General features: G+C 42.6%; 22 protein-coding genes. 5 read left to right on the top strand and 17 right to left on the bottom strand.

Annotation, left to right across the window (positions count from 1 at the left end):
* Positions 1 to 90 precede the first annotated feature (90 nt).
* From ACFE8Q_RS02130 to ACFE8Q_RS02145, 4 genes are all read left to right on the top strand, one after another.
* A complete protein-coding gene (locus tag ACFE8Q_RS02130; RefSeq protein WP_375443699.1) occupies positions 91 to 1,149 on the top strand; it encodes a helix-turn-helix domain-containing protein in 1,059 nt (352 codons plus the stop codon).
* Position 1,150: 1 nt separating this feature from the next.
* Complete coding sequence (locus tag ACFE8Q_RS02135; protein ID WP_375443700.1) at positions 1,151 to 1,615, top strand: hypothetical protein; 465 nt, start codon at positions 1,151 to 1,153, stop codon at positions 1,613 to 1,615.
* 297 nt (positions 1,616 to 1,912) lie between these two features.
* Positions 1,913 to 2,275 carry a YegP family protein gene (locus ACFE8Q_RS02140; RefSeq protein WP_375443701.1) on the top strand — a complete coding sequence of 121 codons (363 nt, stop codon included), beginning with the start codon at positions 1,913 to 1,915 and terminating at the stop codon, positions 2,273 to 2,275.
* A gap of 60 nt (positions 2,276 to 2,335) precedes the next feature.
* On the top strand, positions 2,336 to 3,856 hold the full coding sequence (locus tag ACFE8Q_RS02145; protein WP_375443702.1) for a heme peroxidase family protein: 1,521 nt from the start codon (positions 2,336 to 2,338) through the stop codon (positions 3,854 to 3,856).
* Positions 3,857 to 3,984: 128 nt separating this feature from the next.
* Here ACFE8Q_RS02145 and ACFE8Q_RS02150 read toward each other — a convergent pair whose 3' ends face one another.
* Positions 3,985 to 4,383 (bottom strand): hypothetical protein, encoded by a 399-nt coding sequence (locus ACFE8Q_RS02150; RefSeq protein ID WP_375443703.1) that lies wholly within the window; start codon positions 4,381 to 4,383, stop codon positions 3,985 to 3,987.
* A 119-nt stretch (positions 4,384 to 4,502) separates the two neighbouring features.
* Here ACFE8Q_RS02150 and ACFE8Q_RS02155 point away from each other — a divergent pair, with 119 nt between their 5' ends.
* Positions 4,503 to 5,180 (top strand): hypothetical protein, encoded by a 678-nt coding sequence (locus ACFE8Q_RS02155; RefSeq protein WP_375443704.1) that lies wholly within the window; start codon positions 4,503 to 4,505, stop codon positions 5,178 to 5,180.
* A 126-nt stretch (positions 5,181 to 5,306) separates the two neighbouring features.
* Here ACFE8Q_RS02155 and ACFE8Q_RS02160 read toward each other — a convergent pair whose 3' ends face one another.
* The 16 genes from ACFE8Q_RS02160 to ACFE8Q_RS02235 form a co-directional block, all read right to left on the bottom strand.
* Positions 5,307 to 5,513 (bottom strand): hypothetical protein, encoded by a 207-nt coding sequence (locus ACFE8Q_RS02160; RefSeq protein ID WP_375443705.1) that lies wholly within the window; start codon positions 5,511 to 5,513, stop codon positions 5,307 to 5,309.
* 271 nt (positions 5,514 to 5,784) lie between these two features.
* Complete coding sequence (locus ACFE8Q_RS02165; RefSeq protein ID WP_375443706.1) at positions 5,785 to 6,735, bottom strand: ArdC family protein; 951 nt, start codon at positions 6,733 to 6,735, stop codon at positions 5,785 to 5,787.
* 49 nt (positions 6,736 to 6,784) lie between these two features.
* A complete protein-coding gene (locus ACFE8Q_RS02170; protein ID WP_375443707.1) occupies positions 6,785 to 6,913 on the bottom strand; it encodes a hypothetical protein in 129 nt (42 codons plus the stop codon).
* A 49-nt stretch (positions 6,914 to 6,962) separates the two neighbouring features.
* Positions 6,963 to 7,436 (bottom strand): JAB domain-containing protein, encoded by a 474-nt coding sequence (locus ACFE8Q_RS02175; protein ID WP_375443708.1) that lies wholly within the window; start codon positions 7,434 to 7,436, stop codon positions 6,963 to 6,965.
* A 9-nt stretch (positions 7,437 to 7,445) separates the two neighbouring features.
* Positions 7,446 to 8,354, bottom strand: coding sequence for a toprim domain-containing protein (locus tag ACFE8Q_RS02180; protein ID WP_375443709.1), 909 nt, complete (start codon positions 8,352 to 8,354; stop codon positions 7,446 to 7,448).
* Between the two features lie 62 nt (positions 8,355 to 8,416).
* Complete coding sequence (locus ACFE8Q_RS02185) at positions 8,417 to 8,608, bottom strand: helix-turn-helix domain-containing protein (protein ID WP_375443710.1); 192 nt, start codon at positions 8,606 to 8,608, stop codon at positions 8,417 to 8,419.
* A gap of 535 nt (positions 8,609 to 9,143) precedes the next feature.
* Entirely contained in the window at positions 9,144 to 9,344 is a 201-nt protein-coding gene (locus ACFE8Q_RS02190; RefSeq protein WP_375443711.1) for a hypothetical protein, read from the bottom strand.
* A gap of 14 nt (positions 9,345 to 9,358) precedes the next feature.
* A complete protein-coding gene (locus tag ACFE8Q_RS02195; RefSeq protein WP_375443712.1) occupies positions 9,359 to 10,387 on the bottom strand; it encodes a restriction endonuclease in 1,029 nt (342 codons plus the stop codon).
* Positions 10,388 to 10,553: 166 nt separating this feature from the next.
* Positions 10,554 to 10,931, bottom strand: a complete 378-nt coding sequence (locus ACFE8Q_RS02200) for a DUF1016 N-terminal domain-containing protein (protein ID WP_375443713.1) — start codon at positions 10,929 to 10,931, stop codon at positions 10,554 to 10,556.
* Positions 10,924 to 12,177: a tyrosine-type recombinase/integrase gene (locus ACFE8Q_RS02205; RefSeq protein WP_375443714.1), complete on the bottom strand. Its 1,254-nt coding sequence runs from the start codon at positions 12,175 to 12,177 to the stop codon at positions 10,924 to 10,926. Before ACFE8Q_RS02205 ends, ACFE8Q_RS02200 begins: the two co-directional genes overlap by 8 nt.
* Before the next feature lie 1,608 nt (positions 12,178 to 13,785).
* A complete protein-coding gene (locus tag ACFE8Q_RS02210) occupies positions 13,786 to 15,723 on the bottom strand; it encodes a TlpA family protein disulfide reductase (RefSeq protein ID WP_375443715.1) in 1,938 nt (645 codons plus the stop codon).
* A gap of 1,535 nt (positions 15,724 to 17,258) precedes the next feature.
* Complete coding sequence (locus tag ACFE8Q_RS02215) at positions 17,259 to 17,819, bottom strand: transposase (protein ID WP_375443716.1); 561 nt, start codon at positions 17,817 to 17,819, stop codon at positions 17,259 to 17,261.
* A 600-nt stretch (positions 17,820 to 18,419) separates the two neighbouring features.
* Positions 18,420 to 18,782, bottom strand: a complete 363-nt coding sequence (locus ACFE8Q_RS02220; protein WP_375443717.1) for a transposase — start codon at positions 18,780 to 18,782, stop codon at positions 18,420 to 18,422.
* A 52-nt stretch (positions 18,783 to 18,834) separates the two neighbouring features.
* Positions 18,835 to 19,038 (bottom strand): transposase, encoded by a 204-nt coding sequence (locus ACFE8Q_RS02225; RefSeq protein WP_375443718.1) that lies wholly within the window; start codon positions 19,036 to 19,038, stop codon positions 18,835 to 18,837.
* A 282-nt stretch (positions 19,039 to 19,320) separates the two neighbouring features.
* On the bottom strand, positions 19,321 to 20,610 hold the full coding sequence (locus ACFE8Q_RS02230) for a hypothetical protein (protein WP_375443719.1): 1,290 nt from the start codon (positions 20,608 to 20,610) through the stop codon (positions 19,321 to 19,323).
* 77 nt (positions 20,611 to 20,687) lie between these two features.
* A complete protein-coding gene (locus ACFE8Q_RS02235; RefSeq protein ID WP_375443720.1) occupies positions 20,688 to 23,063 on the bottom strand; it encodes a peptidase domain-containing ABC transporter in 2,376 nt (791 codons plus the stop codon).
* Positions 23,064 to 23,146 lie beyond the last annotated feature (83 nt).

Raw genomic sequence — 23,146 nt, forward strand, 5'->3', positions numbered from 1 at the left:
CAACTCTCTTGTGAACGAAACAAAATTTTTAGCACACGCTGTTGACAAAAGTTATTTTTGTATGTTTGTCAACATGAATCAGATAATAACATGATCACACCTGTCGGCACTAATCTTACCCGGATCCGCCAAGCTCGTGGATTGACCATGGACGAACTCGCTCGAATGGTCGGCTGCACAAAACAAGCCATTAGCTTGTATGAAAGCGGACAACGCCATCCTGACAGCCAGACGTTACTGTCAATCGCTAAGGCTCTGGATACAGGCATAGACTCATTCTACGACAGTTATAATGTCGCGTTTGAGCTAAACAGTGTAAGCTACAGAGAAGGAATGCTACTAAGTAAAACGCAACGCACATCGGTTGAAGAGCAAACCAGTGCTAAGCTCAGCGACTATTTGGAATTAGAAACGATTGCAAAATCCTGCATCGAGTTTAGCAATCCAATTGAAAACATCAAAGTCAACAACTCACAAGACGCAGAGAAAGCGGCCAAAGAACTTCGAAAACAATGGAAGATGGGAGATGGTCCGGTGCACAACATTTCCACTTTTCTGGAACGTAAAGGTGTTCGCATTATCAAGATTGATTTCGGGTTTTCCTACCGGCATGAAGGTCTTTCTGGTTGGGCCGAGCAGAAGCGCATTCCAGTTATCGTATTAAATGCACGGCAACAGGATACAGCACGTGTACGTTTCACGATGCTGCATGAGTTAGGGCACTTACTACTGATGACTGAAGATAACCTTACTCTTGATGTCGTCGAGCGGTTGTGTGACGCTTTTGCGGGGGCCGTATTGCTACCTGCTGATACATTAGCGTTGGAGCTTGGCAGGAATCGAACTCTTATCGTTATGCCGGAACTTCGACGGATCAAAGAACTATACGGCATCTCAATTCAAGCCATTATGGTACGGTCACGGGTCATTGGTCTAATTTCCTCTGATGTTTATCAAGGTTGGCAACAAACCTCTACGTCGAACCAAGACCATGGGCAATACCAAGGCACAGAAGAGCCGCAACGCTTTCTTCAAATGCTATATCGCTGTTTAAGTGAAAAGAAAATTGGCTTCGACAAGGCCGCTCAGCTTGCAGGCTGGGACGAAGCCGAATTAAGAGAACATTACGTACAACAATCAGAATTCTAAGATGAGACCTGTAGTCCTAACCGATGTTCATTTAGCAGCGAGACTGGTCCGGTCTGGTTTGTTGAAGTACTACTCCCCTGAGGAGTTTCAACTCCTGATATCGGATATCGGTTTTGATTACAATTACCCCCAAACTGTTTATAACCAGCACGATAAGAGTTTTGCCGAACGTATGCAGAAACAGGGGTTCTTACGAGTGAAGTCTTTCGATGAAACACAAATGATGCGTATGTATGCTCTCTTGAGGCAGCTCAAGCCCAAATTTACGATCAGGATTGTATCGGCATTATTATTGGCCCAGATGACAAACGCTACACTAATCAGTGAAGATGAGGTGCTCCGTGAAGTAGCCCAGATATCTCTGATTTCAGCCCAGAATAAACAGTGGTTGGTTGGTCAGTTGGTCCACGAATTAGCATTTCAAGGAATTACGCTTGATATCGAACTCGTCAACGAGTTGATATAAAAAAACCAGGTGGTGACCACCTGGCTTACGGATACTAAAGAAGGAAACAAAAGCATAGCCTGCTTTTGCGAACTCTAAGCTTGACACCTCAAAGGTACGCCCTGCTTTAGTAGACTGCAAGCCATAGGATTGGTTTCAACTAGAGTCGACTATATGATTGTCTGTAGATCTGTATCGCTCACTAAACATTGATTAAAGGCTAAAAGAACTCGCACATCGGGCTGTAACTACAGCTTCAGCCATAGGTCTTCTAATGGCTAATCAGTTTTTATCTCTTTAGTTAATCAGTTTAAGAAAATGTCTACTAACACAAGTTTGAAGTGCAAGTTTGAGGTGTTTAGAAGCACCGTTAACAACCAATTCTATTTTCGGCTGCGGGCTGAAAACAGCGAACCCATCTTCAGTAGTGAGGGCTACCTGCGGAAATCTGACTGCCTGAGCGGCGTAACATCTGTGCGGAAGCATACCACACAAGAGCAGTACTATAACCGATTAGGGAAGGCTCCTAACCTTTACTTCACGATGGAAGCCTCTAACGGTGAGCCACTTGGCCGTAGCGAAATGTATACAACATTAGCAGCACGGGAGGTCGGGATTGCGTCCGTCAAAGCAAATGCGCCAGTGGCACCGCTTGTCGATCTGACTCTTGCAACTGCCTAAGTTGAGCTAGCCGCCTTCCAATAGAAGGCGGCTTCTTTCACTTCAATCAAAATCAACATCATGCAATCTTCCAGTGAAAACAATCCTGGCGCTAACTCGCCAAGTCAACAATTGGCGCACGGCTTCAAACGAACGTTGTTTGGCTTCTCGCCGTCTTTTAAAAAAAATAGTCGTGATGATAACTACGGCTACTTGTGGCCTGGCGCCTTGACCACGCCTTTTTCCACGGAGAACCATGATTTGCTGGAGCGTCTTGGCCGCAGCATGATTGATACCAACAGCGTAGAAAATCCCTCAGAGTTTAGTACCATTGATTCCGGGTACACTTACTTTGGTCAATTTGTTGATCATGACCTGACGCTTGACGTAGACTCTAAATTGGAAACGGCGCAGGATGCCAGAAAACTCACCAATTACCGCACGCCTAATTTCGATTTGGACGCCTTATACGGCGATGGTCCGGCGGTTAGTCCCTTTATGTACGATGCCGAGCGTATCAAGTTTGTAGTTGGCAACATGGGAAATGAATTTGATGTGCCTCGAACGCCGGTAGGGACTGCTATCATTGGTGATCCGCGTAACAATGAAAATTTGTTTGTCTCGCAGTTTCACATGAGCATGCTACGTTTCCACAATGCTGTTATTGATCAAATACGTACACAGTTACCAGGACTCCGGCCAGACGAGTTGTTTCAACGCGCCCAGACAGAAGTGCGCCGCCATTACCAATGGGTAATTATACATGATTTTTTACGAACCATTGTTGGAGCGGACGTAATCCGTGATGTTTTGGATATGGGGCTTAAATATTTCAGTCATAAAAAATATCGCCGGTTTTTCATGCCGGTTGAATTTTCGGTAGCCGCATACCGCTTTGGACATAGCCAGATACGTAATCAGTACCGCTTCAACCGAGGCTTTACCAATGACGGTTTTTTTAATGCATTCAATTTTGTCAGAGGGAACGTACCCAGTAACTGGGTTATAGATTGGTCAGGTTTTTTCAGTGAAGTGGGACGTGAAGCAGCCAACAAAGCGCGAAAAATAGATACCCGCGTTGCATTGAGTATGAGCCAGTTGCCTACTGCTTCTGGCACTCCCCCCGATTCTATGTTTGCGGTCCTCTCAGCACGCAATCTAGTGCGCGGAATGGCGCTACAAGTTCCATGCGGTCAAGCCGTGGCTAAGCGGATGAGAAAGCAGCTGTTAACCGAAGAGCAATTGTTGAGCAGTCCTTTTTCGAATGCCACCCCCGAACAGCGTGACCAGCACCAGCAAGTTGTAGCCGTGTTACAGGCTAATAACAACTTACTTTTGAAACAGACACCGCTGTGGTACTACATCCTCAAAGAGGCTGAAGTATTGCAAGCGGGGAATCAATTAGGGCCAGTTGGCGGGCGGATCGTAGCGGAAGTTTTTGTTCGAATCTTGGTGGACAGTAAAGATTCAATTATGGGAAAAGATGCCGTTGACACTAATTGGCTGCCACAATTTGGTCTAAATGGAAAAGATCCTGCTGATTACAAAATTGTTGACATGCTTCAGTTTGCTGGAACCTTTAGAATCCCAAGTGTCAGTTAATATATGACAGTTCTAACAGCACAAAAGCCCATTAGCGGTGAGCTTTTGTGCTATGCAATACGAAACATATTGACATGTTTGATCGCATGTTCGATTTGAGTCGTCTTACACTTGAGCTGTTGTATTCGTTAGCGGCAACTGTATGTTTGTCCACTTAGAAATTCGTAAGAACCAGCATTTTTATCGTAGTTCACCAACATTTTAATCTGTTTAACACCTAATTTGCAATAGGTGAAATCTTGGCGCGCATTCACTGTTTTTGTGGTGGCCAGAACCCAGCCCGAAGTAGCCGATAAGGTCATGTTGTAATAGCACGTAACCGTAGCGGCTGCGGTTGTAGATTTGTTCCAAACCCAACCGTAAGTATAAGGAGCAGGTATAATCCGTGTTTCAGTCACGAAATTTGGCGCGGCTGTTTTAGCCGATCTGTCGGGTTGCGTTAGAACGTCTGTAGTGCTCTTCTCACAACCCGTCAGGCTTGTGAGAACAAAAAAGAGCGTAATGGCGGCAGTGAGAAGTGTTTTCATATTTATTATGGGAGTTAAAGTGAGTTTGTTCAGCGTTTACTCACCTTGATGAATGAACAGTGAACAAACACCTTTGATTCAGCAGTACATAAGTATTTTTTCATTTTTATACTCTTAAAATGGCGGATAATAGTTGGTGGACGAGTTCGACACAAATCAGTTCAATTGGACCAGAAGAAGCTGGTATGCTCGATAAGCCAAGTGTGGCTAGTGTCATGAAGACATCATGTCTCCGAATAGAGCCCAAAGCAGATATAAGACTACCTACAATGGATAGTTGTGCTACGTTAGAACTACATTTCAAGCTGAAGGAGGTCGTTTTGCGTAAAATTGACCCTATAGAGAACAAGCCATATGAGTTCGATAGCACAGCTAAAGAGATTCTGACGGCCATAGTCCATAATGAAGAGATTGGCGGAATCAACATAGTTGATAAAGTACAGGATCCAACCTTTCGTTTCAAAGCGATGCTTGACCCTGATCCTGAACTGGGCAGCTTTCTTTCAGAAGCAATCGCTATTGTATTAGATAGATCTCGCTTTATCGCTGCAAAAAGAAGTTCTGAGAAAGCGAGTGAAAAGCGTATCGCCAAAGCAAATGACTATGCTCTGAAAATGTATCAGGTCATAACCGATATGAAAGCAGAGGCAGGTGTTTCTACATATCGGGCAACGGCTGATTTGCTAGAACGTAAAAAGATTAAAAACCCTAACGGTGGCAAAGCTTGGAACGCTAGTACTTTACACGGTCTCCAGAAACGATGGCAGGAATTGGGCTTAGTGCCTCTCAAACCATAAGCCTGCAGGCCACGACCCAATAAACCTCTTATTATCTGCTGAAGTGTATGGATAGAACAGACTGGAAAGCAAAGTTTTATCAAATCACAAATAAGCCGGGCAGATCAACTACCCGGCTTAAAAGCGTTATTCGGCTTTCGGTTTGTTCTTACGGACAACAACCGGAATTTTCTGGCCGAGGATGTTTAAGGATAGGTTCAATCCCTCTTTATCGCCGTGTTCCCAAGCCGCGCCAACTCTGATCCAATCAGCTTGCTCTGTATCGGCTTGCGATTTCAGAATATAAACCGTGTGGGTTGGCTTGGTAGAACGGGTTTCGGTTTGGTTAGTCATCAGCTAGTCTCCTTTGTTTGCAGTTGATGATGGAAGCGGGCAAAGCCCGACTGGCCGTGACAGCTCCCCGAAGGCATAAATCGATACGCAGTGTCTATTTGTGCCTAAGTCGTTAGAGCCTTTTTGACTTGTCAAAAAGGAGGGATAGGCGTCGTCACGGATGGTTGGGCTAAGCTGACATCATAAATCAACCAACAAACAAAGAATCGTCGTTGATCGCAACGAAACAATGTCAAGCAGCCAACACATTTGGGTAAAGAACACGCACCGTTTAGGGCTGGGTAAGCCCGTGAATGTATTCAACGGCTTTTTGGGCGTAGGATGCAGCAGTAAAGATCAATTTTTTGTCATCCTGCAAGGCTTGCAACCAGGATTGGATATAGGCGGCACGATTTTTCTCAGGCATCGGCTCAAAGCCTAAATCGGCAGCCAGGAAACAGGCTCCCAGTTCGGCAACCAGCTCTTCTTTCGCATAACCTGCGTCACCATATGTTTTACGACCCAGATCACGATCTAGGCGGGTTGGATGACGGGTCCAGTGGGTCAACTCGTGCGATAAAACGGCGTAGTAATCGGTTACCGTTTGAAAGTTTTCAAACGGTGGCATCTGTACCCGGTCCGTGGTGATGGAATAGGAGGCCTGGGTTCCGGTGTAAATATCCGCTTTGGTCTGCTTGAAGAAGGCATCCAGTTCAGCATTTCGTTGTTTGGTATCGATAGCAGTTGCAGCTGGGATTGGATGGAAGCTTTCAGGAAGACCGTCAATTTGAGAGGCATTGAACACTGTGTAGCATTTGAGAAATGGGATCTGGCTGGTCGTCTTCTCGCCCTGGTCGTTCTCACCTTCACGGGTGATTTTATCGGCATAGACAACCTGTGTTGCCTTCTCGCCTTTGCGGACATTGGCCTTCAGTTCGGTGGCCTGTTTGTAGGTCATCCAATACGGTGACGTGTAGCCTTGCTCAGCCGCCGTGCCCCAGAGCATCAGGGTATTAATGCCACTGTAGGGAATACCATTCCAGCGTAAGGGGCGTTGTACGTTGCCCGCCAAATGTTCGGCGTTCCAGGGTTTGCGCCAGGTGAGATTGCCCTGCTCCAGATCCATGATGATCTTGTTAGTGATGCGGGCATAGACGTCATTTTGTTGGGGATTGCTTTGGGTCAATTGCGCCTCCTGTGGTGCGGTTGGTAAACGGGGTTTAGGGGGATTAGTAGTTGTCATTGCGCCGTCCTTTGATTGTCAGGATGATGGGGATGAACAAACCCGGCAGTCAGTCGAATGAACCAGCCAGAATATTGGTGGGGCGGGGAAAGCGTGAAACGCTGGCGAATATTGTGGTTGGTGGAATGAGCGCGTCGGGTACATCGCCAACGTCAATCCTGAAGAAACGAACAGGCACATTGCCGTTGACCGAATTGCCTTCACCTCAACACGGTTGCATCAAACCGCTAGCGTGGCATCAATCCAGCATCTGCAAGGGATGTATAATTGTGTGCCGTGATGATCAGATGATCGAGCACGTTGATATCGAGCAGCTTGCCACCCTCAACCAGTTTGCGGGTCAACGTGAGATCGGCACCACTGGCCTGTAGATTTCCGCTGGGGTGATTGTGCGCCAGGATGATACCGATGGCTCGGGCTTTGAGGGCCGTGGCAAAGATCATCTTGGGATCGGCCAGACACGCCGCCATGCCGCCCGTTGCAATGTCAGAGATGGCCAGACAGTTGTTTTTCTGATCCAGCATCAGGATTTTGAACTGTTCGACCAGTTCTAGCCGGTTTTCATCCCAATTGGCCCGTAACACTTCATAGGCCGTGGCTGACTGCGTGATCTGGATGCGATCCTGATACGGTATCCGGTTACGATAGATGATTTCGACTTCGTTGACTTTAAAGAGGTCTTGCAGATGGAGTTGTGACATGACATCTCCTTACAAGGTCAGGTTGCGTTGGTGCATGTGCCACGCATTCACATCCTTATGCGGCGCATAGATTTTGTTCATCGGGGTATGGGTGAGATCAGCCTGCGTTTTGAAGAATTCATTAAGTGCTGCCGTTGCTTTCTCTCCGGCTGGATCGTTATCAAGCCATGTAAAGGCTGTGCGATACCCGTAATTCTGGATATAGGGAATAGCCTGCTTGAGACACGACAGCGAGTTGGTGACTATCGCATCGCCCTTGAACCCTTTGCCATCTAATTGTGCGACAGCGGACAGATAATCCATGAAGCCTTCAAAGAGATGGATACTGTCTGGTTTCGGTTCTGTGCCTCGGATAAAGCTGATGGACTTCGCACCAAGACTGCCTTTGAAAAACGGATTGCGGAGTTCATAACCGCCCTCTTCATTGGCAAAGCCCAGCGCAAAAAAACTTTTCTGAGTGTTCAGGTTGCGGACGTGGATTTCTTTCAGATGTCGATGAGCAATCTCCAACGGAATGCCGCGCTTCTCCAAGTAATGGATCAAGCCGAGATGCTGAATGGGTTTGCGGGATTTGAGCACAAGGCTTGGCGCATCGGGTAGAGTTTGTTCAAAGGCCGGCGGCTTAAACTGATAGGGTGCTACACCCATGTTGTTGATCCAGCGTAATGCATCAGAGACAGTATGGGCTTCGCGGCAGAACTTGAGATAGGCACAGACGAGATCGACCGGATCACCACCACGTCCATCGCCGTAATCATGCCAGCGATTGGTTTTGAGATAGACCCAGAAACTGGGTGTTTTCTCCAGGCGCACCGGCGAGAGATACAATAGACGGTGAGCGGTGGTACGCTTTGGGTGAATATCGAGCTGGCCTAAAATCTGGGCAATGGGTATCGTATTCGCATGGGCAATGTCCATGACGACCTCCGTAAGCAGAATTGAAAAATAGAAGTTGAAAAGCGGCTTAACCGATGGGGCGGCTAGCGTGCCAGACGCTGTTCGATAAAGGCGTCTAGATCAGATTGGCGGTAACGCACGGCACGGCCAATCTTGATGAATTTGAGGTCATAGCGTTTGGTGCAAGCCCAGACAGCGAGTGTACCAGGTGACACGCGGAGATAACGGGCGGCGGATTTACGATCAAGCAGCGGTTCAATGATCTTTTTGGTCATGGATGCCTCCTCTGAATTAAGTCCTATCGTACAACGTGATGTGGGAATATATTCAGTGTATGTCAGATAAGCGCCCTAAGCAATAGGAATCTGATCCTGTTAATCAACAATAATCAAAGGATAAAGCCTTTGTGTATTAAACGGCATAATCTGGGTTACAATGAGTGCCTGTCGTGTGTTGACAATATACAAGTCTATTGCAGTTCCTCACCGTTAACCGTACATATTGGTTTACAAACGTACTACCAACGTCGTACGTTTGTAAAATTCAGGCTGTCTCCACTGAATCACTTAAATCTGTTACTAGCGTTATAGCTTGTCAGTTCAACGCTTTTACCTTTTTACCTTTTTACACTAAGCAGTCGGATTGCTAAGCCTATATCAGTACTGGTTCGGATTGCTTTTGAAAACCAATTTTACCAAACTGTTTTATTAAACTCTCAAAAGTGAAGTGTCCGGCCAAATAGGACCACCCCATACAACGGGGTGCGCAAGCACTCCAGTTTACAGTATTGCAGTCCTGTTCAATTTGAGTCTAAACACATCTCTCAAAATTAGCAAGAGACTGTCCGCCAAAACCCGACCACCCCAAACGCCCATCCGGTACAACCAAACTATAGGCAATTGCTTTATCAATGGCTTTTATTACTTCTCGGTCTGTACTTTTTGACACAAACACAAAGTTGCCACCAGCGATATGATTTAAGAGGTCATCTATTAGTTCTGGTTCTGTCATACTTAATTAGTTAGTCATTTACGCTTCCTAGTAGGCTTTTTACTTGATTTCTTTACTGTAGTACTCTTATTCTTTAGTAATGAAAATTTGTTATTGACGTCTCTGTAAAAGACGGATATTTTTCCATTCGTTTCGCTTTTAATTATATCGAAATCAAACAGCTTGTCAGTGGCTTTAAATCGACCAGATAGTATACTAGCAAAATTACTTGATTTAGATTTTTCGTTTGCTGTCGTTTTATACTGCCTAGCAATTGTGCTATCAGCCGAAACTATAGTGTGTACAATTTCTAAATGTAATTCTATGCTCTCTAAAAAGTATATAATATCGTTTAAAATAAGAGCAAAATCTTCACCCCCTTTATTAAAGAATAAACTAACTTTTGTTTTTATAGTACCGGTATCCCATGTGTCTTTCGACATTTCGTTACTCACAAAGTTTTTGACATTTTCGATACCACCTGCATCTATAATATTATGAAATAATTGGCCAATTGAAACGGTGTCTGTTGGTCCACAAAGAATTAACGTTCTTGCATCTATGTCTTTTCTGTCATATTTGAAACATCTTTTGTCTTTCAAATGGAATGATACACCATGTAAATACCATGCACTAGCATACCCAATTTTTATTGAAGCCGGTAAAACCCATTCAAATAGTGTATCAGCAGAAATTTCTTTTAAATCAAACAACTCAATATTAGCAACCTTCGAAGCCATGAGTATAGCGCTTCTCTGATAATCATTAACGGCAACAAATATTTTTTTCGTTATACCTTTTACTATTGAACAACGACCATTAAAATCATGAATTTTACTAATTTCAATAGGGCCTCCGAAATCTTTACACTCTATCGCCACCATTGAAGTAGTAAAACCAAACTTAGCTTTTATTATAACATCAAATTGCGACTTAGTGCCTAATATGTTATCCAACTTAATATCATGGATTACTTCTGAGCCTGGATACTCTTTAAGTGTTTCATATATTAACGCTACTAGTTTTTCTAGGGCTTTCCCATCAGCCGATAACCTATTAGACATAATTCCTAAAGCTATTGCGAGTTGAAACTTGTTTAAGCTATTAAATATAGCTAGATAGGAGAGCAATTATATTAGCAGAAATACTTTTCTCAACTTCCTTTCCAACTTGGCACTTATCTATCGCTCGATATACCAAACGCCACAAAAGAAACTCATTATTAATCAATTAAAACTGACGCTCTTCCGGCTGGGTCAGTTTGTCCATCAAAATGATATGATGAGACCAAGATAATTGGGCAACCGGTCGTTGCCCAATTGAGAAATCAGTATAGGCAACGGCAAACTGCCTCATATACTTGATGTTACGGTGTGACAACCCTTTCATGGTGGGGAATTCACTCTGCAAATCAACGGCCAGTTGCGCGGTTATTTTATCGCCCCATTGGGCCTGTTCCTGCTGAGTCAATGTCTGTTTACCAATTTGCCAATATAACTGTAAAAGCTCGGCGTTAGCGGCCACCGTTGCGCGTAATCGCGCCTGACGAATGTTGGCTTTCAGTTCATCGAGCAGTTGCGTGTAATTCGAAGGAAGCGGATTAGACATGGGAACAAAATACCATAGTGTTGTGACAAGAAAAAGTCTTAGCTGAATTGTCTTTAGCCAGTTCCTGACGATACACGGCGTCCAGATAATCCGCGTACTGTTGCATCATCATAATGCGTTGCGGTAAAAACTTGGCTCGGTCATAGGCACGGTCTGTACTGTTTCTGGGCGCATGGGCTAATTGTCGATCTGCAATCTCGTGAGTTATCCCTAATTTCTCTTTCAAGATTCCTAAAGCAAGTGAGCGAAACCCATGTCCGGTCATTCGGTTGCTGTAACCCATCCGTTTTAGCGCAACCAGAATAGCTCCTTTGCTCATAGGCTTTCTAGGCCTCGGCAGGCTAGGAAACACATACTCGCGATGGCCGTTCAACTCTTTCAGTTCAATCAGGATAGCTAACGCTTGAGTAGATAATGGCACCAGATGTGGACTGCGCATCTTCATGCGTTCAGGGGGTATGGTCCACATTGCCTGGTCAAGATCAATCTCGGTCCACTTGGCTTCAATCAATTCACTCGTACGAACAAATGTCAGAAACAGCAAGCGAATGGCTAAGTAGGTCTGTCGATAAAGGCGCGCTTTATGATGATGCAAGGCGAGTAAAAACAAGGGCAATTCATCGATGTCAATGGAAGCAAAATGGCCCTTTCTGTATTTAGTCAACGCGGTTTCCAAGCCGATGGTTAAATCTCGATCCAATCGGCTGGTTACAATCGCGTAGCGGCAAATATGACTGATCAATTGCTTGATGCGACGGGCCATGTCAGGGGCGGTCTTCTCGATCTTTTGCAAACAAGCTAAAATGACAAGGGGCTTTAGCGTATTCAGCGGGTAATGGCCGATTTCGTGAAAAGTGTATTTCTCTAAGCGGTACAGAACCGTCTGCCCATAACGGGGATTCCAGCTGTCTAGTCCCTTGCTGTGCCATTCTCTGGCGACCACTTCAAATGTCTGTGCATGGTTAAACGCAGCGGTCTGTTGCTTTTCAAGCTTGACAAAAAGTGGATCATAGCCGTCTTTCAGTTCAGTTTTTATCCGGTCTTTTTCTCGACGCGCTTCCAGGAGAGATAACTTAGGATAGGCGCCAAGAGCGATCCGTTTCTCTTTTTGATGAATCCGATATTTTAGCCGCCAATTCATACTACCGGATGGGCGTACTTCTAGATAGAGGCCTTCACTATCGAACAGTTTGTACGGTTTGTCTTTGGGTTTAGCAGTGCGGCATTGCATGTCAGTCAATGGCATGATGTTGCTCCTTTTCTACAGCTGGCGGTTGGTCTTTGATGGATAAATGGGGGACCAAGACTATGTAATTAGCGAAATGGTCCCCCAATGGTCCCCCAAATTGGATCAATGTGGGATAATCCGGGTTTGTGTCGGTAAATGAAAAAATACGCCGAAAGCCCTGAAAAGCTTGGCTTTTTTCAAGGCTATTAAGAACAAATAATATTGGGTGATAAGAGTTTTGGCTCCTCGAGCAGGATTCCATTTTTGGCTCCTATGCCATTTAAATCATTCGATTGTATTGCTCTTTACTTCAGTTTAGGTACCCCACTAGGTCCCCCAAAAAGATAGTGTATCGCTAATCAATCTGATTTTAGTTTATTAAATCCTACTTGCAATTGCAACCTTTTCCATGAATCAGTTCTCACCAGAGCGACCTTGATTGAGTGCGGAAAAGCCTAGAAATCCTTATCAGCCTGTCCAGTTTTGTTGCTAATAAACTGGACAACCGGAAAGTACAAGGCAACCCTGTGTGTATTAAGAGTGGTCGGTTTCAAGGTTTACCTTTAACTATCGAATAAGCCCGGTATAAGGCACAACACCTTACCTCGCTGATTACATTCGGACAGAATCCTTACAAGGACCGCATCGCTCAACGCAAGGCCATTTTGTTGGAGCAATTAACTGTTACCTGCCGCCGGGAAACAAGTTATTTAATGGCTATCGAGAAAACTTAGCCAATAGTTTAACCTCTGTTTTAAAAGCCTAAAAAGGCTTATTAGCTTCTAATTAGTCACTTATTTCGCTTTGTTCAGGTCTGCTTGACAATGGACAAGTTAGTTGCTTGGCACTTCATTCGTCCCGTTTAACGTTTGAGGCAATCAACTAAACCTAATGAACAAGGTAACTAAGCTAGGTTGCGTATTCTGTGAAATTGCGTCAGCGGCAATCGCGGTTCAGCAATTGTTTTATGGAGACTTTTGTCCCATATTTTCTCCACCCTGGCCGAACCCGAGTCGGTTCAGCGCCTGCATGATACCATACACCAGTATGACTGGTCACATGAGGAGAGCTGTAGCCGGATGGCAGTGTGTGGCGAATGACCTTCTAAATCGGCTCGCTACCCTACCTGGCCACTGTCTTACGTTAGGGTCGTCACCGTACTCGAACTACCCGCCCTGAGACCATTAACTACCAAACTTCCTTCTCCAATTATAGAAGGTGGCTTCCCTAATTCCCATTTTACCTAGACTTCCGCAACGACGGTGCCCGTGTCGTCTTGCCAAGGGGAAATACGACCTGCGCTTCGTGAATTTAGTTTTTTTATTAGCGATTGTTTGGTTATAAAAGTGCCGAAAAATCGCCCGAAGTTTTTACTTTAGAATGGTCCAGTTTATTGGCTCTTACGCACTTTATGTAGTTTTTTATTCAAATTGGCAGGACGCGTGGTTGAGTGTGGTTTACTAGAAAGAACATTTATACTTCACCACACAAAGTGCGTAAGAGCCAGAAATTGGGGATATCTGCATGACGGCTCAAACCCAACTCAAACTTGGCTCTCGAAAGGGTAAGGACAGGTAGAATAACAATATCTAATGCACATTATGAATTATAATGGATGTTTGTTATCTAACGAACCATTTCGATTAGATGACTAATTTCTTGAAATTGGTCATCTAAGGTTCCTCGAACACCAATAGACCGAGATCTTAGTCTTCCCAACTTATCTATTAGAATTCTTGCAGGTAAAGCGTTTACCTTAGCTTGTGATACTGCTCTGTTCTTTCTATCAAAAAGAATGGGGAAAGTAAAATTGTTAGTACTAACAATTTTGTTAATTGTATTATCAACTTTCTCTAATTCGTCATTTCTCTCCATTGTATTAACTGTGAGAATTATTACATCTGGATCATTTTTATATTTTTCGAATACCTTCTGCATCACATTAAGGCCATCAATACATGGTGCACACCAAGTGGCCCAAAAATCAATTAAAATTATTTTATTAGAGTAATCAGATCTACTTATTAATTTACCATTTTTTTGACTAAATATAAAATCTTCAATGTGTTCATTAATCAAATTAACATTTTTAAAAACAAATTTTTTATCTGCACTATGAGGTAATACACTCAGCTTAATGTTATACTTGCTAAATAAATCGTGAATTTGGCTTTCGGCATACAATTCCACTTTCCCATTTTCGGTTAGGTAAGTCCAATAGGCTATTGCTTTTTCAATGTATTTTAACTTCAGAAGCACTTCAATATAATTTATGTTTATATTATGGTCAGTGCTATGACCATAAGTAATTGCAGCATCCTTCAAAATAATTTCAGCCTCGCTGTCTTTATTTTGAAGCTGTAAGCTAGAACCCAAAATGCCAAGATATTCTGTTAATCTTTGCTCCCTAAACTTTCTAATTTCGCTATTTGTATAAAAACTATGCTCTGTCTTAATGCGATGATTAGCATCTAAATAAGTTTGCATCCAATTCACTGCTTGCTTAGCAAAAAGCTCACCTTCTTTAGCATGTCCTGATTCGTTAAGAGACTTAGCTGCATATATTAGCGTAGGATACTTAAAATCATCACTTAGTCCATTTACCTCTTTATGCCATTCCTCAACCTGATCATTCTCTACATAAAAGGGTGCTAGACGACTTAGCATAGTAATTCCTTTCCTCAAATCGAAGTATCTTTCGGTAAGCTCATCATCATAGTGGTTGTATTTTTGTTTAAATTTTCTGTATATTTTATCTTTTTCATATAATGACTTCGCTTCAAAAAATTCTTTTTGTAAACCCATTGAGGCTTGTTGTAAAGCCCAGCATCCTTGGGGATACTTGACAAAAACTAATTTATTATATTTTACAGCCTGGCTTTCATCATTAATGCTCCGATAGAATTTGCTAATTGCTAATAAATCCCATTCTGATAAATCCGATAAAGCTGAAAATTCACTAAGCTCGCTTTTAAAAGTAACAAGCTGTGTATCATTATTTTTATCTAAGGAAGATAAATACCACCTGAAATAAAATCTTTTGATAAATGAATGCTGGGTAAAATCTTCTTCAAAAAGTCTCTTCGCTAAATTTTTTTGACTTGAAATATGGTACCGCTCTGATGGCCAAGCGCCTGAATACATATAGGCGATGCTAGCAAACGCACCTGGTTTAGCTTTATTATTCTCAGTCATAGGTACCCAATACCCTTTACCTTCGTTATTATCAACATTGTTTAAAGTATCTGAAAACACTAACATTATACTCACTGCTTGCTGACTTAAAACTATTTTTCCAGACCATTTTTTATCACGTTGTTCTAATTTCAATTCAACTGCATGAGGTTCCTCATTTGTCAATTCATTTATATAAACAATTGCGTTAGTCGTTTTTGAATTACTAAGAGCTGTATTTGCAGGGTCATATATAAAATCAATTTGATTTTTTTTTAAACTATCTGGGTATGCGAAACTTATATTATCATAACTCTGGCCATTAGCGAATTCACTAATTATACAAAGTATAATTATGCTTTGCAACAAAACTAAAGATTGATTTTTCATGGTATATCAAAACAGGAAATCCGTTACTCTGAGTTAAATGCCAGAGTAACGGAAACATTATTACATTGATAAAGTACAGTAAAAGTACAGAAAATAGTCAAACATATTCTAACTAAAGCTTAGCATTATGAGGGTAGAGCGTAACGATCAGTAAAGGTACAAGAAACAGGGGTGCCAGCATCACAGTTATTCTGAGCATCCCTACGGTAATCATCAATAGTACCCCCACCAGAGTAGACTACAGCGCCACATTCACACTGATAATCATAAAACCACTGTCCGCCTTTTACGGCTTTTATTTGCTCTCTTGAAAGCAAATTGCTTGAAAATTTTGTCAAAAGACTTTCCATGTCAATTTAAAATTTAAAAAGTGAAACGATATATAATGATTCTAATGAATCCCTCATCATGAGATGTAATATTGCGGTAGCTATATTACATTAAATTAAAATTAACTTCCCGTACGTCATTATATAGTTCCTAGAGAGATTATGCAAAACCATAGATCCAATTTCTCACTATATTCTTATTTTGTACGTCTCGTGACCTTTGCATCGGTTCAATAAGTCAATCTTAGTAAAATCTGCGTAAAACACAGCGGAATGTGTACAAATCTTGCTAGTTAATACTTGTGGTGGCGTCTCTTGTTACCTACTATGTCAAGGGTCCAAAATATTGCTACAAAACAAAACTCTTTTAAGTGAGTTAGCAGGCCGATAGCTTGCATGTCAATCTATACAAGCTTCTGACAAATAATTGATTAGCTTCAAATCATTTGATTTTTTTGTAAACATTATCAGATACGTTGCTCATTGTGTAATCAACGTACACAGTAACAGAAATATCGGTAAGCAAGTTTGGTTGGAGAATTCATGTACTGATTTTGCTTAACTTTTGCATATATTGGCTACTTTGAAGGGCTCAATATACTAATTTCATTTAAATCTTAATCATTAAAGTGCTTTATTTTTGATGTGAGTAGGTTCGAAAAGAAAATTCCTAATATAAGTATGACAACTTACTCACCTGCTGATCACGAACTGTCGCACTGCGTTGTGCTGTTCTCGAAGAGCAGAACTGGCCTCAACTAAGCCTTGGAAATGATGGGGTTAGCCAAATCCTTAAAAAATACCGTTAAGACGGCCTCAATGCCCTGAACTGGAAAACCTGCTGGACTCGCTTGTCGACTCGATGAGCTGGCCATCTAACAGTGGTGGGATGAGCATTTAGTAGGGCTTAAAAAAAGCTAAGGATTAGAGGCGTGTCATTGTGTCTAATTATGTGTCTGCTCATCATTTACTGCCTTTCTAGCTCATGCGTGGGTACTTATAAGGCCAGAACCTACCCTAATGGACCTAGCGGGCCGCTCTCATCTGAACCTCATAGCTACCTTTTTGCCCAACGGACGGACTACTTGGGGGGCTAGATCTGCCTTTTGATAATCGAGATGTGATTTGGTTCTAGATTGCTTGTAAACCCGCTACCATAAACGAAATCTGTTGGTGTTTGGATGGTCCGCCCTGCGGACGGAGCCGCTAAATATGGGGCGCACCATAATCCCCAATCTGACGGTGAGTCCAGCGTGTGTTACTGACAAGCAATATCAGAGCATCATCGCCTGTCGGCTGATCTTCATTGCGCAGAGCCACAAACTGGTAAAGCTGTCTCTCCAGTATAAAATCCTGCCCGCACAACTTGCCCTTTGATGCCGATTGGAGCATGCTCTCATAGCGTCGTCTGCCCCGACTAATTTCGTTCTTGTAATCGTGTTTAGTGAGACGAATAATGAACTGTAAGCCACTGTCTTGTAAAAACATAAACCAGTCTTTACCTACATATTCCCGATCAGCTAACAGGCACATTCCTGTCAACGGATATAATAACATAGCCTGTTGCAAAACACGCTTTCGCTGTTGTTGTGCGGAGTGGCCTTTCTTAGCCAGATTGACCCAATACAGGGGTAGGCTGACGTTTCGATACACTAGGCTTAAGACCAATAGCTGAATGTTGACGGCCCCAAACTTCCAACTCGTAGCATCGAGTGTCAGATAGACGCTCAACGAGCGGCCATCCCACTTGCTGACATAGGTGATCATCCAACTGATGAGCCACTTCCAAAGCTTACGTTGAGCAATAGGTAGCTGGAAAATCGGGTCAGCCGCCGATAATTGGACTCCGCCAGCGTCTGATTATTACCCAGTAAGATGCCGACATGGTTCTTGAGTTTGTTTAAGTTGACGGTCTCTTTGACCAGGATGAGACAGCCCACTAGCACCAAATTTTTTAGCAGGGCGGGTGTCAACTCCTCAGCATATGGCTTAGGTTTGTCCAACAGCGAGGCATAGAGTTTTGGTACGTTCTTCACACAACAAAGCAAGCTCTATGACCTCGCTTTTGCTATAGATGCAGCCCATGTCCAGTACTGTGCGTCTTATATAGTCCTACCTTCTTCGCTTTAACACGAAATGTAAAGTATTAAGAGCGTGTAGGGGAAGTATGTTTGGCTCTAAGCGTCAATTCGTTGCAGCATGATCTGAATATTAGCCACATACAGCCAATTCGCCGAAGATGATATGGTGCACTCGTAATCCTTGGCAACTCGACGGAAGAAGTTTGTCCAAGCAATAGTTCTCTCGACTACCCAACGCTTTGCAACATGAACGAAACCACGTGCCGATTCAGGCCGTGAAGCCTTTTCAAAATCGATCGCAACGGCGTACCGTCTCCACTCGGCCAACGTTCTGGCAAAAACGCCATTGTAATCGGACCGCCGATGCAGCTTGATCACCATATACTTTTTCTAACCGATCGCCCACCTGCCACAATAGATCACCTATCAAGTCTACAGCGGCGGGACCATCACCTTGTTGAGCCGCATGCACACCCACTACCAAAATTCGACCCTGCGTATCAACGATTAATTGGCGTTTACGGCCATTGACACATTTGTGCCGATCAAAACCACGGTTTTTCCAGATCATGGGGTGTAACTTAATGCTTTGTGAATCAACGCATACTGCCGAAGGAAACGCCTCGCGGCCCGCTTGCTGACGATCCATTTGGTTCAACGCCGCATTGATTTGCTCGAATGTGCCATCGCTTTTCCATTGGTCAAAGTAGTACCGGGCTGGCGTAACAGTAAACCACCTGCCAATGCGGCCAGTCAGGAGGTAGATTTCGCCACTGACAACCCGTGCGTAGCAGCCATAAAATTATGTCGATGATTAAGTCGGTCCGCCGGTGCGGCAGTTCATACTTACGCTTGCGTTTCAGATTGAAAAAAAGCGAACCGGATCGCCGGCCGATTGGTCCCATTGAGGGTCGGTCAGTGGCTTCCACTGTTTGGTCATGACCCTGTAGTTTGGCGACCACAAAGTTGACACGGCTCTCAACCTTTCTCAAATCCTAAACACGCTCTAAGACTGCTATTAACATTTTACTTTTAGATGTGGAAGAGTTCTTATTAAACTTCAATAGTTAAGAATTATTCCACCTCCAAAAGTAGATTACTCAATTGGGTGTTATCAACTTAAAATATAGAAGAGGCCCTATTTCCGTAACATTTAAATAAGTATTTATAAGTGTATCATTTATAAGCTAACGACCGTTTGTTATTTTTCGTAATTGATAAAATAACTTCTCGATTAACCGACTATCATCCGTAATGACTTCAGCGGTTGCAGTCATTCCTGTCTTGTAAATTAACGATTTACCATATGTGGTTGTTAGGCCAGTAGGAAGTGTTACTTTAGCCATAAATACGCTATCTTTCAAGGGTATAGCAGCTATTGATGTGATACTGCCCCGGACTGCACCAAACTCTTGATATGGATAACCAGCGAATTTTATTAGCACGTCCTGTCCCACTTCCACTTTACCCGCATTAGCTTGCTTTATGTATAGCTCCCCTATAAAACCACTACTAGTTGGCGCGACATAAAACAGTTCTTGATTTAAAGATACTGATTGGTTTTCTTGTAAAGAGCCTAAATAGTAAACGCGTCCCCCCACTGGTGCTGAAAGTATATATTTTGCTCTCCAAAAATCAGTAGCACTATATAGGCTGTTTAAAGCTTGCATAAACTTATCTCTTTCTTCCGACACTTGTCTTTCGAGTTCCAATACTTCCTTTCTTTTGGCACGTTGTAATGAAAGATTATTTATAAGAGATAAAGCGGTCTGCTGGTAAGGTATCTTTCGAGCAATGTTTTTACTTTCTTCCCGCTTCAACTCAAGCTGCGCAATCACTTTTTCGTTAAAAAGTCGTTTCTGAATCTCATAATCCTCTTGTGCCAGTTTCATTTCTTGAGCTTGAATGGCATGTTGCTCATGAAGATTCAGAGCTAGTGATTGTAGATCACCTATTTCTTGAAGTAATATTGCCTTTTTTTTACTAAAAAAACCATTATTTAAATAGGCTTGTAATTGAATCCTGGATTGTTCGAAAGTCTGATAGGCAGATTGTAATTCACCTAACTTTCTGTAGTTAGATAATTTAAGTTGATTTAATCTCTCGAGATCACCGCGGCTAACTATAACCCAAGCTTTATTTAATTCTCTTGATAAACGTAAAACCTCCTCGTGCTCGGCTATAGTTTCAAGATAAGCCATAGCAAATCCAGCTGACACGTTTTGTCCATCGTGTACAAGTAATCTTATGATCTTGCCTTCTGTGCGAGTTATAACGGCACGCGGTGGATTTATGGATGTTAACTTAAATGAAGCCCGGACCAGATCTGGATAATGAAATAGAAATGAACCTATAAGTAATAAAGAAACTACTACAGCCACAACTGTGATTCCCCACCGTAATAACCACCTCGGTGGTCGAGCCATTATTTCTTGAACTTCTTCTGAATGAAGTTCAATGAATGGTTTTGATGTCATAAACTACCGGGTTTTTAATACCCCTTTTGTGAAATGAGATTTGATTCTTTGACAGTAGAAATTTCAGTCACATATCTTCATACCCCTAGCTCCAATTGGTTCTTTACTAGTTGCCAATAACTTCCCCTCAGAGCTATCAGTTCTGCATGTGTACCTAATTCAGCTAATTGTGATTTGTCGAGCACTACTATTTGATCGGCATTACAGACGGTGCTGAGCCGATGGGCGACAATCACCACAGTTCGTCCTGTGAAGAAATCACCTAGGTTTTTCATGATCACTGCCTCATTAGTTGCATCTAGAGCATTTGTAGCCTCGTCAAAGAAAATGTATTGAGGATTCTTATAGACAGCCCTGGCAATTAAAATTCGCTGGCGTTGGCCTTGGCTAATTCCGTTTCCTTCAGCTCCAATTTTTGTGTGTAATCCTGAAGGAAGTGACTCAACAAATATTTGAAGATTCGCTACACAAACCGCGTGATCAAGTTTGGCCTTATCTATTTGTTCAACACCCACAGCAATGTTACGAGCTATGGTATCAGAAAATAAGAAACCGTCTTGCATGACAACCCCGCATTGCGACCTCCAAAATGAATGCCTTATGTTCTTTAATGCTGTGCCACCAGAGCGGATCTCACCTTCATTTGGTTCGTAAAAACGTAAAAGTAGCTTAAGTAATGTAGTTTTGCCACTGCCACTCATTCCTACTATGGCCGTTGTTTTACCTGCCAGAATGGATAAATTAATATTTCGTAGAACAGGCTCGTTTCCAGCACCTGGATAAGTGAATGCAACATCCTTTAATGTTAGACTGTGGACAGATGGTAATTGCTCAATCAAGATCGAACTGAGGGGTTCCTCGTCTGTCAAAGTATGTATTTCATTGAGACGTTCTAAGCTTATTTTCGCATCTTGAAAGCTTTGTGAGAAGTTAATTAATTGGCTAACAGGCCCATTCAACTGCCCAATTATTTGTTGCAAGGCTAACATCGCTCCTAGGGTAAGTTGTCCGTTAATGACAGTCTGTGCTGCGAGAAAAGTGATAAGTATGTTCTTTCCATCATTAATCAAGAAACCTCCCACTTGCTGAAATTGCCCTAGTGACAAACTCTTAATCTGTAATCGAAAAAGCTTTGCTTGCAGTCTCTCCCACATCCATCTGTTATGTCGTTCAGCCCCTGCCAGTTTGATTTCTTGCATACCTTGAATCAACTCCACAAGGACACTCTGATTTTTAGCTGACAGATCGAAGCGCTTCATGTCGAGTTGACGTCGTCTTTTAAGAAATATTACAATCCAACCCGCATATAGTAGGCTACCTGCCATGTAAATGCCAAATATGGATAAATTGTAAAAAGCCACCACAAGGCTAAGCCCTATCATGTTGACTAAAGCAAAGGGTATTGGTAGAGCCTGGCTAGTTACGAATGTTTCAACGCGACGGTGATCGCCGATACGTTGCATTATATCACCAAATCGTTTCGTATCGAAATATGATAATGGCAAACGCATGAGTTTTACAAGAAAATCAGAAAGTATATTCAGATTAACCCGAGTACTTACATAAAGGAGCAACCAACCCTGAACAAGCTCAACCAATAAGCGCCCCGCCATAAGCATGAGTTGAGCCACTAAAACCAGGTAAATAAACGATATATTTTGGGTATTTATGCCTATGTCTACCACTGATTGAGTTAGCAGAGGGAACACTAATTGAAGCACGCTACTAACCGCTAAACCCAAAATTAGTTGAGCTAAAAGGCGCTTATATTGCCAGAGATAATGTAAAACTCGTTCAAAACTGTAATTAGGCGAGTGCTCATCGTCTTGCTCGAAAAAAGCTGGGGTTGGTTCTAAAAGTAAAGCCACGCCTTCAGGCTGTCCTCTATTACGTGATGCTATCCATTGACTGCAAAACTCTTCTCCTGTATACGTTACAAATCCTTTGCCTGGATCAGCGACGTAAACCATATTTTTGTTAAGCTCTGCTGTTGTTTCATCTATAATAAGTTTTGATCTATTCAGGTAACTATCTGAACCACCATTCACATCAACATTTAATATTTGAACAGAAGAAGGGAGGTGGGCATATCCGAAAAATGCTTTACCCATCTTCCAAACTTTACTAAAAAAAGTACGCATCTTATTTTGATTGTCCGCATTTTTTATTGCGTGAACGACAACAAAGTGATTTTGTCCCCAATGTACTATGCAAGGAAGTGGAGCTTCTTTGCATAACTTTTCAAAAGAAATTTTTACTCCTAAAGATCGGAGACCGATAGACTCAGCTGCTTCCGCAACTCCTAATAATGAAGCACCATCTTTGTTAATTTGTGTTTTGTCCCGTAGGGACTGTGCTGTGAAAATACGGCCATAATATTTAGCGATCATCCGAAGACAGGTAGAGCCACAGTCCATTTGATCTAATTGATGATAGAATGGAAATTTATTCATAGCTAATTAATTATTTAGTAAGTTAAGAAATTATCTGATAACTACTACCTTAGAACTAACATCAATAAAATTGTAACTACCAT

This window comes from uncultured Fibrella sp. (assembly GCF_964250085.1).
GTDB lineage: Bacteria > Bacteroidota > Bacteroidia > Cytophagales > Spirosomataceae > Fibrella.